This window comes from Nonomuraea sp. NPDC049784 (genome assembly GCF_040659615.1).
GTDB lineage: Bacteria > Actinomycetota > Actinomycetes > Streptosporangiales > Streptosporangiaceae > Nonomuraea.
The window spans coordinates 1-11,384 of record NZ_JBFAMX010000319.1 but is presented as its reverse complement, the minus strand read 5'-3'; the positions used below and the strand labels follow the sequence as shown (position 1 = coordinate 11,384).

Sequence of the window (11,384 nt, the reverse complement as noted above, 5' to 3'; positions counted from 1 at the left end):
TACCGACAAGTCCGGCACCCGCTGGGCCTGCTGCGACGATCATCTCCCCCGCTACCTCGCCTCCCGGCCCCCGCGCTGACTCAATACCAGGGAAGGCCTTCGAGACTGGCTGAGTGCAGAAATTGGCGGTAGCGACCTGCGGCTTCTTCGCCTGTTAGCGGTCGCGATGGCCCAGAACTCCTACAGCTCCGGCGAGCTGCCACTCAGTTGATCAATGGGTACGGCGGCGGGGCGCCAGGACCTCGGTGACCTTGGCGATGGTCTCGGCGCCGGGTTTGACGTAGCGCATGGCGGTGCGGGGGTTCTTGTGCCGGGTCTTGCCCATGATGAGCTGCAGCGGGATCTCGGCCTCGCCGAGGTGGGTGGCGGCGGAGTGGCGCAGCTGGTGCAGGTCGAGTCCGGCGTACTTGTCCAGCAGGACGCGGGCACGGTCGTAGCCCAGGCGGGCGCGGCCGGTGTGCGGGCAGATGTCGGCGGCCGGCGGGCGGCGGGCCGGGACGGGGCGGCGTTCGGACAGGAACAGCGGGCCACGGGTACGCGTGCTGCTGTCCGGGAGCCGGAGCAGGCGGGGCAGCAGGTGAGCGGTGCCGCGCTCCCAGTACACCCACTCGATCGCGCCGCCCTTGGAACGGACGGGAGCCCGGCGGTGCTCCAGGTCGAGGTCCTCGACGTTCAGCGCCAGGATCTCCGCGGCCCGGGCGGCCGTTTCATAGAGCATCCGCCACAGCGTCTTTTCCCGCAGCGGGATGTCGCGGCGGGACAGCAGCCGGTGGATGGTGGTCTTGGTCACCGCGCGGGTCTCGTCGGCGCTTTTCCTTGCGGCGTTCGGCCTCAGCCGGAACCGACGGGGCGGCCCAGTGCTTCTTGGTCTGGCACCACAGCAGCCAGGAGGTGACGGCGGCGCGGTTGCGGTTCCAGGTCGCCGGCGCGCGTCCGCCCCACAGCTCGGCGAGCGCCTGGCCGACCTCGGCGTCGGCGACTTCGGCGAGCGGACGGTCCCGGCCGAGCAGGGCGATGGTCCGGTCGATGGCCGAGGCGTAGGCGCGGTGGGTGTTGGGTTGGCCGTACGAGGGGTGGCGAGGAAGGCGTCGGCGGCCGCGGCGAGGCTGACGTCCCCACCCCGTAGCGCGGCGACCTTCGGGACGGCGCTCATGCCGGCCGCCGGGCGGCAGTCGCCGTGCCGGTCCGAACGATGTACCGGATAACGTGCGGGAGTCGCACACCGTCCCGGCAAGGGGTTGTCCTGGTCGCGGCACCGCCATGATCGCTCAAGTACGTGATCATAGATCATTATCACGTACATTATGTGGGCCAATGCCCCTCGGATGTACTTCCTAGCAGCCGGTTAATGACGGGCAGATAATCGACTCGCGCGTCAGCGGGAATGCCGGTCTAATATCGCCATGCGCATCACCTCGGACACGTGCACCGACGGCATCCGCGAGCAACTCTTCACCGTTGGAGACATCCCTGGGGTGCTCTGGACGCCCGCCGAGGGCACCGGTCCCCGCCCACTGGTCCTGATCGGGCATGGCGGTGGCCAGCACAAGAAGGGATGGGAGGTCGTCTCCCGGGCCTTCCCCTACGTCACCTCCTGCGGCTTCGCGGTCGCCGCGATCGACGCCCCAGGGACCGGCGACAGGCCGGAACACCCGGAAATCCGGCGGCTTGTCGCACTCATCCAGGAACGAGAGGCCGCGGGCGAGTCCTTCCGGTCCTGCCCGGAGTGGCCCGCCCTCAACGAAACCGTGGCGGCGCAGCTCATCCCCGACTGGCAGACCACCCTCGACGCGCTCCAGAAACTGGATTCCGTCGGCGACAGCCAGCCCGTCGGGTACTACGGTCTGTCCCAGGGCGGTGAGATGGGCATCCGCCTCGTCGCGGCCGAACCTCGGATCACAGCCGCGGTCTTGGGCCTCGTCGGAAGCGACTGGCTCATCGACATCGCGGCGCGGATCACGATCCCGGTCGAGTTCGTACTGCAGTGGGACGATGAAGGCCAGCCGCGGGACTCGGTCATGAAGCTGTTCGACGCACTCGGCTCCGCCGAGAAAACCCTGCACGCCAACCCCGGCGGCCACTTCCGAATCCCGTCTTTCGAAATCGACAGCTCGATCCGATTCTTCGCTCGGCACCTGAGTAGCTCCTGACCACCGGTGCCCAATACCTGCCCGGCGTCAGTGAGAGGGAATAGTGCCATGGAACTGGATTACGTCCTTGCCGGCTATCGGGTCGCTACACGCACTGATCGGCAAGATTGGCAGGACGCCGACTTGCCTGGCCCTAGTCTGTTGTCGCTGAGCGACTGCGTGGTGGACTTGGTGCCAGTGGATTCCAGTGGTTGGGATCACTGGTTCGCCAGTCCCCAGGAGGCTGAGATCGCCCGAAATCAGGCCGGCGATTCGGGTTGCACGTGCTCGGGGTCGGATTCGCTGCCGCTGATGTTCCGGGGCTGCAGGCCGATATGGCCGACGGCGGCTGGGACGGCAGCCTCCCGGAGCGGCTGATCCGGCGTGAGAAGTTCCCCGGCTCCGGCGAGCGGCGGCTGGGTTTCGAACTGGTCGGCTTCGACACCGGAAGCTGGCACACCTGGACCTGCATCGGGGGCCTGGTTACCGAGGTTGCCCAAGCCACCGGCATCCAGCCGGCCTCCAATGGGCTGATCCAGGACGAGCAAGACGCGCGCCGGGCCGCTCAATGGCTCACCGACTCAGGCCTCGGGGATCCCAAGGTGTTCCTCTGGGCGGCCGCACTGCTCACGGAGCCACCGCGAGCGTCCCTCCAGACTGAGGAATAGCGCACGGTCGGAATAACGCCCCTCCACCAGTGATCGGCCGCATCTTGAGGATCTTGTCCACCTTCGGCCAGGCGGTCTGGATGGCGTCGGGACTGTACAGCTCGATCGCACCGATGTTCTTCATCCGGGGCAGCAGCTTGAATCCCAGCAGTTCGGTGAAGGCGAACCCGACCATGTAACAACAGCGCCGTGGGTGTCGGTGTAGTTGGCCTCGATCTCGGCGTTGGTGCAGTGCCGTAGCAGGCCCTCGATCATTGCGACGGCGCGGTGATCAGGTAGTCCACCTCACCCGCCTGCTCCATCGCGAACCGTTCCAGATGGTGACGGCCATCCAGCAGCCGGGTCACTGCCTCTGGCGGGCTAGAAAACCCCTATTGCCGCAGGCCCCTGACGAATAGGCTCGCGCTCATGACCGACGGCGACTGGAGGGATGGCGGGTTCCGGCAGCGTCGGCCCTCCGCGGAGACTCTCGCCTGGGTTGCGGCGTCAATGGGTCGGGGCAGTCGCATCGTTGGCTATCGCCGATTGACCGGTGGCGTCTGCTCCGCCGTGAATCGGCTGACTGTCGAGCGACGTGGAATGCGAACGTTCGTCGTATTGCGGCAGTACCCGGGCGGGCTTGACCTGCAGGGGAGCTTGGAGAAGGAGATCGCCAACCTTGGTGTGGTGGCGGGAAGCGGGCTCCCGGTTCCAAGCATCCTGGCTACTGATGTTGCTGGTGCTTCGACGGGGGGCGCGCCATCGTTGCTGATGACACGGTTGCAGGGGCATGTTCACCTCAATCCGGCGGAACCTCGGTCGTGGATGACGAGGATCGCGGAGATTGCTGTATTCCTGCATTCCCTCGATCTCCCCGCGAAGATGTTCAGACCTTGGACGGATTCTTGGATCGCCCCTCTAGACGGGTTTCAGGTGCCGGTCGACGCGCAGAAGCCGGCTGTGTGGAAGGCGGCGTTTGGTGTCATGGCGGCGCCGCCACCAAAGGACACTGCCGTCTTTCTGCACTGCGATCTCCTGCCTGTCAACATGCTGTGGTCGCGCGGGAGGATCACTGGGCTGACCGACTGGAACTCCATCCATCGGGGGGCGCGCGCGATTGACGTCGGGCACTGTCGGCGATACTTGGCGGCGCTCTACTCGCCCGAGTGGTCGGAGCAGCTTCGGTCGCTCTATGAGTCGATCGCCGGGGTGACTCTCGATCCGTGGTGGGACCTGTATGCCCTGCTGCACTATGACGATAGCGGGCCGAAGTGGATCCGTAGTCAGGTCGCTGGGCGCCGTCCCGTCGATGTGCCCGGCATGACTTCCCGGGTCGAGGTCGCTATCGAGACAGCGCTACGGCGCCTCGGATAACTGCGGGTTCCCTGCTGGTCGCCCTTCCGGTTCTGGCATGCCGCACAGACCCCTGCACGAAGGCCGGTCGCACTCGCATCAAGGGGGGGTCCCGGTAGTGATGGCGCAGGATCCAACGGATATGCCGCTCACCTGTGCTTATGCAGAGGTCTCAGGCTGGTGGGCCAGACCTGGGCCCTGCCTCTCTATGCAGGCCAGAGGCATACCTGTTGGATTTTCGGCCGAAGCTACGGGGGACCCTGGATGACGCGGGTGGCTTCGTCGTGGTCGGGGTTGCCCCACGGGCCGAACATCATGGCGCCCAGGCACATCTTGCTGACCGACAGTCCGGTCTGTCCGAGCAGACGGTGTTCGATGGTCCCTCCAAAACTCTCTTGTACGGGTTTGCCGGGGCACCCCGGGGTACCCTCCGACGCCCTGATGGCGTGCGGTCACTTGTGCGAGAGGTAAGGCGCTGGCCTGCTTCATGCCGTGAGCACATGGCGGATATTCGGCCGTGGCGCCGCGGCGGGGGTGGAAGGTGCGGCGGGGCCGGGCTGTCAGCGTGCGGGGTCGGCGGGTGCGGCGGCCTGGTCGTGCTCCAGGGTGGCAGCCCACCCAGGAATACCACACGCTTCGAATACAGCACTGTTACCAGCGGTTCGTACCGACCTTGAGCCTGCTCATGTGATCGAGCAGCGCAGCGCCGTGGCCTGAATCAGCTGCAACCGCCGACATGCTGGCCTCCCTGCAGTCCACGCGGAAACTTCCTACGGACTGCCCCGGCCTGCTGCCGGAGTAGTTCCGCTTCGCCGTTGATCACTTGTGCATAAATGGCTCGTCATGCACCTACCGTCAACGCCTGAGGCTATTGGGGCGTCTGTAAACGAGGAGGTCCCTGTGGAAGTTCTGAACAACCTAGAGGTGGACTTATGGCTGGAGTTCCTTCTCATCGAGGCCCTGCACGAGGAAGCGGAGCGGCGGACGGCTCAGGTGAAGCCTGGTGTGGCGGGGCGCCCGTGTTGGGGTGGACCCTGTACTAAGAGTGCTGTCACCCAGCACACACAAGCGCGTTGGCGCAGGCCAAAACATTGAGCCGACGCCAGAGAACAGGCGGCGTTACTGCTCGGCAGGAGCGAGGCTCTTGATCGCGGCGAGCCAATCGTTCATGAACTTCTCAGCGGTGTGCGCGCCGTCCGGCCCGCCGAGCAGCGGCGGTCCGTCCATCATCTGCTTCATGAGCTCATCGCTCAGCCGAACCGCCCACGGCTGCATGCAGACGTCCAGGCCGGCCGCGAAGTCTCGCGTTCTTCTCGTCAGGCTCCAGCCCGTCACCATCATCAACAGATGCCCGGCGCCGAGCTCGTCCACGCGTGCACGCAGAGCGGCGAGCCCAGCCGTATCCGGCATCAGCAGCGCATACCCCCGATAGAACGCGGCGACGCCGCTCAGCTGATACAGCACCGTACGTGCCTGCCTCAGCTCGCGAATTCCGACCGCTTGCGTCACGGGCGGCACGCCGAACCCGGCGAGCTGCTTCAACAGCATGTCCATCTGCGCCGAGCGGTCAAAGTCGCCCAGCACGCTCTGCAGATCCTCCAGGGGCAGGACGGGGAACAAGGTGGCCAGCGCTTCGATGAAGGCGTCGGCGCCGATCTCGGCCACCCCCAACCCGGCAGCGGCGATCAACTGAACCACCGCTTGCCGGCCGGACGACCGGGACGGCGAGTCCTCGTCCAGGTCCCGTCGCGCCAGAAGGGCAGCACGCATGTCGGCAACGTCGAAGGCGATCGGGGCGATGGGCTCGTTGTCGAAGGCGTTGCCAGCCACCCGGTAGAAGGCGTCGACGTCCAGCTCCGAGCGGGCCTCGCGTGCCTGCCCGATCAGCCTGCGAATCGGGCACGTAGCGCTCATCCACACCAGAGCAGCATGTACAGCGGCCGGTGGAGGTTCGGGCACCATGAGGCGGCCGGGCTGCGGCACGCCGGCCTCGGCGAACCAGTCCACCACAGCCAAACGCAGGTCGCGGCCCTGGCGGGCATGCCGGGCCAGCGCGGCGGCCATCTCGACCGTCTCGGGTTCCAGCGTCGAGATAGACCCCCGGCCACCGCCGCGTCGCCGATTCGCAGGCAGTAAGCCAGCGTGCCGCCACCGCTCCAGCCGGGCGGGCGAGCATCGCAGACCTCGCTCGGCCAGATAGGCGATCACCTCGCGGTCAGCCCTGCTCGGCCCGCGTCTGGGCATGGACCCATCTTGGCCTTCACAACCCCGCGAGGTGGCCGCGAATCACCAAATTCGTCTCTGGCTAACTGAGTTCGACAGCTCCACGGGTGGGGCTGGCTCGCGATGCGACAAGTCAGAAAGAGGAAGCGGCTGGGATGAGTGGTGGACGCGGGAAGAGACCGGTAGAAAACCCGAAGGGGAACAGACGGTGGACCTGGTGGGCGCTCCCGCCAGCGGCAATCGCCTGCCTTCCCGCAGGCCGAATTGCCTTACTGCTGGTCGGCGCGGGGCTGGCGCTGTTGTTCGCGGTGTTCGCCGCTGTCGCGCTGGGATCGGCATTCGCTTCCCGCGACGGTATACGGCGGGCCGCCGCCCGAACCCTCGATCTACTGCTGAGGTTAGTGCCCTGGTATACGCCGCGGCGCTAGTTCCGCGCTGCGCGGCCGCGCGGAACTAGCCTGCCGCGCCGACGTCATCTGGCAGCCGTTCACGCGCGGGCCCTGATGATGGTGGCGAGTCCGACCGTGAAGGCCCGCATCGAACGCGCCCGTGCCGGTGGTGCGTGATGAGAGCCGCGATCCCCTTTTCTGGGCCGCGCGGCTGTAGGGCTATCGCCGGACCTGGTCGCGACGGCAGTGGCAGACAGGGGGGTGCGCGTTGACCGTCCGACCGCCCTCCAGCACCATGCGGATGGCTTCTTCCTTGAACTCCGGCGAGAACTGCCTGCGACGCCTCGTCACGTACCTACCTCTTCCAGACTTCTGTCAGCTTATATAGCCAACTGTCCGGAATCTGCTGGGCGCCTCAGTACGGTCAGGAACAAGGCGATCCGCTCAGCGCGCGCATCCACGCGACGACCGTACCCGCATGACGTCGTTCACGCACCGGCGCTCACCAGATGGCTGCCACCCGGTCATGACACGGAGTGTGACGACGATCCTGACAGTTCTGATTGCCGGACACGCGGCCACGGGTGGAACCCAGAGCGAAAGCCAGACGCAACGATCCAGAGTTCCGCGGCCCCTCGACCTGCGTCTTTCGGACCTTTCGGGCCCCCTTTACGCGCACGCGCATATCACGCATGGGTCCACGAGTCCTCCCTTAGGCGCCCACGAATCATGCTGGCGGCCGCGAGGGTGCCGCGGTTGTGTTCAGACGAACCTCTAAGGATGACGTCTCCCCAGAAGTACCCTCCGATAGTGGCGTCCGGTCCTGGCCTGATCACAACCTCCAGCGGCATCCTCGCAGAACATGGAGCGGGACGGGGAGCTGGCCCCGGAGACTGGCCCGGGCGACGTGCGAGCCGAACGACGCGGCGCCCATTCCGCCCCCGGTCCGCGTTGGCCATCACACCATCGTCGCCCAGCTCATCCGCGGCGGGACCTGCCCACCACCGTCGTTGGGATGGCTGGTCACGTCCGCCTGGACACGTTGCGCATCTAAGGCCAGCACAGCAACAAGCACCACGCCGTACGCCGCCTCACCGTCGATCGCGAACAAGGGGAACGTGCCGATGACGACTCCCAACTCGCCGACCGGCACGCTGGCCGGCCGGCTGTCCACCTTGGCCGGCGACATCACCGCCGCCACCAACCCAGACGGCCAGAGCGCGCCGGTCACCCTCGCCCACGCCTGCCGCGGCTTCGTGATCGCCGGCGCCGTCAGCGGCCTGCTCGACCAGTACGCCATGCCCCGCCGTGACGCCTTCGCCATCTGCGACGAGGCGTGCGACCGCACCGTCGCGCTGCTGACCGAACTGCTCGGCGAGCACCTGCTGCGCCGCTACTCCCATGGCGCCCGCCGCGCCGATCTGGAGACCATGCTCCAGTACGGCCAGAGTGAACTTCTCGACGCCACACCCGAAGACATCGACGACATCGCCGCAGCGATGATCACGCTTGCGGCCGCCCTGCAGGACGCACTGGCCCCGCTGCCGGACAGCGAAAACCTGCTACCGGCCATGCGCGGCGCCGCTCGCATGGCCGGCGACACCGCGAAGATCCTGCAGTCCCACTACGGCGGAGACTCCGGCGGCTGGTAACCCCCACGGCACATCCGGTGTGACGCCCCTGCCGGGCCTGGCCATAACAACGAAGAGGCACGATGAGCACCAGCCCGCCGCTGGAGCACACCCGGGATGACCTGCTGTATGCCGTACGAGCGGCCGTCCACCTACGTTTCGACGAGAGCATCCCTCTCGAGGAGGACATCGACGTCGAACGCGAGGCCGTGCGCCGGGCGCTGCGGACACAACCGGACCGGGTTCGCCTGGACGTCGACCGGTTGCTCCAGCATGTCCGCGCCACCCGGCACGGCTGGCCGCCATCCCTGGCGCCGAATTCTGAGCCCGGCTCGCCGAATCGATGACGAGCTGACCGATCGGTCACGATTTTCGCGCGGTGGTCGTCGCTGTTTCCTTGCTCGGCCATGATGGCGGGGTGAGGCGAGGTCCGATGCCGTGGAGGATCGCGGCCGCCGCGCTGGCCATCATCGCTCTTGCCACCGTGGTGGTCGTGGTGGCGCGCGCGGTTAAGCCCGGCGCCGAGGTTAACCTGGCCGACGTGGCCGCGGTCGCGCTCGCCGCAGTAACGGCCATCGCCGCTGTGGTGGCCTGGGCGAAGCAACCTCCTCCCGCCGGCACCGCTGCGGCCCTGCGCGCCGAGACTCCCACGCCCGAACAGGTGCTGGCCGGTCTGGTCCAGCAGCAGTGGGAGACCGAGGCCCGGCTCCGATCGCTGCACGACCCTGAACCAATCCCGGTGATATGGCGACCCACCGACGACCGGCGCGTGATGAATCAGCCCCAGCTCATCATCCCGCAGGCGCCGTTCATCCTCACCGGACGCAGCGACAACATCGCCGCCCTGGCACGTGACTTCCGCGCGCTGAAGTACCGTCGGCTCGTCATCACCGGCGAGCCCGGCATGGGCAAGACCACCTTGGCAGTGCAGCTGCTGCTGCAGCTGCTGGCCAGCCGCGCCGCCGACCAGGCCGACGCGGCCAAGGGCGACGTCGTCCCGGTGCCGGTCCTGCTGCCGGTCTCCGGCTGGGATCGCACGGTCCACCCCGGCCTGCAGGAGTGGCTGGCCGACCGGCTGACTCAGGACTACCCGGCCCTTGCCGCCCCCGAACTCGGAACCGGCGCGGCGACAGCGCTCGTCCAAGGCGGGCACATCCTGCCCGTCCTGGACGGCCTGGACGAAGTCGGCGAGGATGCCCGGGCCGAGGTGATCGCCGCGCTGAACGCCTCGCTGCGCCCCAGCGACCAGATCATCCTGACCAGCCGCACCGCCGAGTTCGCCGCTGCCGCCGCCGGACGGCCGCTCACCGGCGCCACCGTCGTCATTCCTGCCCCGCTCACCCCCCAGGCCGCCGCCGACTACCTGAGATCGTGCCTTGCCGAAGAGCCGCCTCGCGCCTGGGAGCCCGTTCTGAACGCCTTGCTCTCTCACGTCGCCCCCGGCCCCGCCAAGACCGCCATTACGCCGCTGGATCTGTGGCTGATCCGCGCCGTCTACATGGCACCCGGCACCGACCCCGCTCCGCTCACTGGCCTACTGGCCGATGGCACGGCCGCGCTGCGCAGCCATCTGCTGGACCGGCTCATCCCCGCCCTCATCGCGCGCGAAAGGATCCGGCCACCAGGCGCCAATCCCGCACACCATTTCCGGCCCCGGCGCAGCCTCGATCCGGACGCCACCCACCGTTACCTGACCTATCTCGCCCACGCCTTCCCGCCGGCCACCACCCGCGACATCGCCTGGTGGCGGATCGCACGCACCACACCTCACATCAGGCGTCTTACCGGCCTCGTATTCGGGCTCGTGTTCGGGCTCGCGAGTGGGCTCGTACTCGGGCTCGCAAGTAGGACATGGGTTGACGAAACACCCGGCTACGCCAGCCTCCGTGGACGCCCCCTGCCTCCTCTCCACACCATTAAGACCCGACTCATGGGCGGGCTCGCGGTCGGGCAGGTGGTCGGGCTCACGGTCGGGCTCACGGGCGGGCTCACGGGCGGGGATGAGTCCGGGTTCGTGTTCGGGCTCGCGGCCGGGATCGTGCTCGGGCCCGTGGTTGGGCTCATGGTCAAGCTGGCCGAATGGGCAGAGCGGCCCACCCTTACATCAACCAGCACCCCCCACTCCACCTGGCGATCCGACAGAACGCTCACCCTCCTTCGAACGCTCGCGGTCGGGCTCGTAGTCGGGCTCACGGTCGGGCTCACGGTCGGGTTCGTGTTCGGGTTGGTGTTCGGGCTCGCAGGCGGATTCGTGTTCGGGCTCGTGTTCGGGCTCGTGTTCGGACCCACGGCTGGAAACCACCACGCATGGCTGGTATGCACCATCGCGATCTCCCGGCTCGCCCTCACACGACGGCTTCCCTGGCGACTCATGGACTTTCTCGATGACGCCCACCGACTCGGGCTGCTGCGCGCGGTCGGCCCGGTCTATCAGTTCCGCCACGCCGACCTGCATGACCACCTCGCCGCCGCACCGCCTCGATGACCCCAGCGATCGCGTTTCAAACCACATGCACTAGGGAGTGTCTGACAAATGATCAACGTTCACGCTTGAATGGTCGATCGTGGTGCGACGTGGTGAGCTGACCGACAAGGCGTGGGTGCGGATCGAGCCGCTGCTGCCGGTGACTGACGGGCGGGGCCGCCCCTGGCGTGATCATCGGGAGGTGATCAACGGCATCTTGTGGCGGCTGCGAACTGGCGCGCCGTGGCGGGACATCCCCGAACGGTATGGGCCTTGGCAGACCTGCTATGAGCGGTTCAAACGCTGGGAAGAAGACGGCACCTGGGCCCGGCTGCTGGAGGAGATTCAGGTTAAGGACGACTCGATCGGCCAGGTCGAGTTCACCGTCAGCATCGACTCCACCATCGCTCGCGCCCATCAGCACGCCGCCGGGGCCCGCAAAAGGGGGACGATGGCGGGACGATCGATACGAAGCAATCGCAAAACCGGCAGGCGCTCGGACGATCCCGAGGCGGGCTGACCACCAAACTGCACCTGCTCGTCGAGGC

The 11,384-nt window shown here is 67.3% G+C and carries 12 protein-coding genes and 1 pseudogene; 7 read left to right on the top strand and 6 right to left on the bottom strand.

Going from position 1 to position 11,384, the window contains the following annotated elements:
• Positions 1-211: 211 nt before the first annotated feature.
• Complete coding sequence (locus tag AB0J09_RS40555; RefSeq protein ID WP_360703181.1) at positions 212-790, bottom strand: site-specific integrase; 579 nt, start codon at positions 788-790, stop codon at positions 212-214.
• 613 nt (positions 791-1,403) lie between these two features.
• On the opposite strand from AB0J09_RS40555, the gene AB0J09_RS40550 reads away from it, so the two are divergent.
• Both AB0J09_RS40550 and AB0J09_RS40545 read left to right on the top strand, forming a co-directional pair.
• Positions 1,404-2,150: an alpha/beta hydrolase gene (locus AB0J09_RS40550; protein ID WP_360703178.1), complete on the top strand. Its 747-nt coding sequence runs from the start codon at positions 1,404-1,406 to the stop codon at positions 2,148-2,150.
• Positions 2,151-2,413: 263 nt separating this feature from the next.
• Complete coding sequence (locus AB0J09_RS40545) at positions 2,414-2,797, top strand: hypothetical protein (RefSeq protein ID WP_360703175.1); 384 nt, start codon at positions 2,414-2,416, stop codon at positions 2,795-2,797.
• Here AB0J09_RS40545 and AB0J09_RS40540 read toward each other — a convergent pair.
• A complete protein-coding gene (locus AB0J09_RS40540; protein WP_360703173.1) occupies positions 2,757-2,972 on the bottom strand; it encodes a Tn3 family transposase in 216 nt (71 codons plus the stop codon). The two genes, AB0J09_RS40545 and AB0J09_RS40540, sit on opposite strands and share 41 nt — an antisense overlap.
• Positions 2,918-3,052 carry a hypothetical protein gene (locus AB0J09_RS40535; RefSeq protein WP_360703171.1) on the bottom strand — a complete coding sequence of 45 codons (135 nt, stop codon included), beginning with the start codon at positions 3,050-3,052 and terminating at the stop codon, positions 2,918-2,920. The genes AB0J09_RS40540 and AB0J09_RS40535 overlap by 55 nt, the downstream gene beginning before the upstream one ends.
• Before the next feature lie 153 nt (positions 3,053-3,205).
• Here AB0J09_RS40535 and AB0J09_RS40530 point away from each other — a divergent pair, with 153 nt between their 5' ends.
• A complete protein-coding gene (locus tag AB0J09_RS40530) occupies positions 3,206-4,150 on the top strand; it encodes an aminoglycoside phosphotransferase family protein (RefSeq protein ID WP_360703168.1) in 945 nt (314 codons plus the stop codon).
• Positions 4,151-5,248: 1,098 nt separating this feature from the next.
• Here the strand turns inward: AB0J09_RS40530 and AB0J09_RS40525 are convergent.
• The 3 genes from AB0J09_RS40525 to AB0J09_RS40515 all read right to left on the bottom strand — a co-directional run bounded on the left by AB0J09_RS40525 (position 5,249) and on the right by AB0J09_RS40515 (position 7,879).
• Positions 5,249-6,337 carry a hypothetical protein gene (locus tag AB0J09_RS40525; RefSeq protein ID WP_360703165.1) on the bottom strand — a complete coding sequence of 363 codons (1,089 nt, stop codon included), beginning with the start codon at positions 6,335-6,337 and terminating at the stop codon, positions 5,249-5,251.
• A 623-nt stretch (positions 6,338-6,960) separates the two neighbouring features.
• Complete coding sequence (locus tag AB0J09_RS40520) at positions 6,961-7,092, bottom strand: transposase (protein WP_360703163.1); 132 nt, start codon at positions 7,090-7,092, stop codon at positions 6,961-6,963.
• A gap of 607 nt (positions 7,093-7,699) precedes the next feature.
• Positions 7,700-7,879: a hypothetical protein gene (locus tag AB0J09_RS40515; protein WP_360703160.1), complete on the bottom strand. Its 180-nt coding sequence runs from the start codon at positions 7,877-7,879 to the stop codon at positions 7,700-7,702.
• On the opposite strand from AB0J09_RS40515, the gene AB0J09_RS40510 reads away from it, so the two are divergent.
• The 4 genes and pseudogenes from AB0J09_RS40510 to AB0J09_RS40495 all read left to right on the top strand — a co-directional run.
• Positions 7,866-8,393: a hypothetical protein gene (locus AB0J09_RS40510; RefSeq protein ID WP_360703159.1), complete on the top strand. Its 528-nt coding sequence runs from the start codon at positions 7,866-7,868 to the stop codon at positions 8,391-8,393. The two genes, AB0J09_RS40515 and AB0J09_RS40510, sit on opposite strands and share 14 nt — an antisense overlap.
• Positions 8,394-8,455: 62 nt before the next feature.
• Positions 8,456-8,719 carry a hypothetical protein gene (locus AB0J09_RS40505; protein WP_360703156.1) on the top strand — a complete coding sequence of 88 codons (264 nt, stop codon included), beginning with the start codon at positions 8,456-8,458 and terminating at the stop codon, positions 8,717-8,719.
• An 86-nt stretch (positions 8,720-8,805) separates the two neighbouring features.
• Positions 8,806-10,857, top strand: coding sequence for an NACHT domain-containing protein (locus tag AB0J09_RS40500; RefSeq protein ID WP_360703153.1), 2,052 nt, complete (start codon positions 8,806-8,808; stop codon positions 10,855-10,857).
• 76 nt (positions 10,858-10,933) lie between these two features.
• Positions 10,934-11,384 (top strand): annotated as a pseudogene (locus AB0J09_RS40495) (IS5 family transposase); the annotation flags it as partial.

Excerpts from the sequence above, each read along its gene's own strand:
- AB0J09_RS40550 (WP_360703178.1), top strand. The coding sequence starts at position 1,404 with ATGCGCATCACCTCGGACACGTGCACCGACGGCATCCGCGAGCAACTC.
- AB0J09_RS40540 (WP_360703173.1), bottom strand. The coding sequence starts at position 2,972 with ATGGTCGGGTTCGCCTTCACCGAACTGCTGGGATTCAAGCTGCTGCCC.
- AB0J09_RS40535 (WP_360703171.1), bottom strand. The coding sequence starts at position 3,052 with ATGATCGAGGGCCTGCTACGGCACTGCACCAACGCCGAGATCGAGGCC.
- AB0J09_RS40530 (WP_360703168.1), top strand. The coding sequence starts at position 3,206 with ATGACCGACGGCGACTGGAGGGATGGCGGGTTCCGGCAGCGTCGGCCC.
- AB0J09_RS40510 (WP_360703159.1), top strand. The coding sequence starts at position 7,866 with ATGACGACTCCCAACTCGCCGACCGGCACGCTGGCCGGCCGGCTGTCC.
- AB0J09_RS40505 (WP_360703156.1), top strand. The coding sequence starts at position 8,456 with ATGAGCACCAGCCCGCCGCTGGAGCACACCCGGGATGACCTGCTGTAT.
- AB0J09_RS40500 (WP_360703153.1), top strand. The coding sequence starts at position 8,806 with ATGCCGTGGAGGATCGCGGCCGCCGCGCTGGCCATCATCGCTCTTGCC.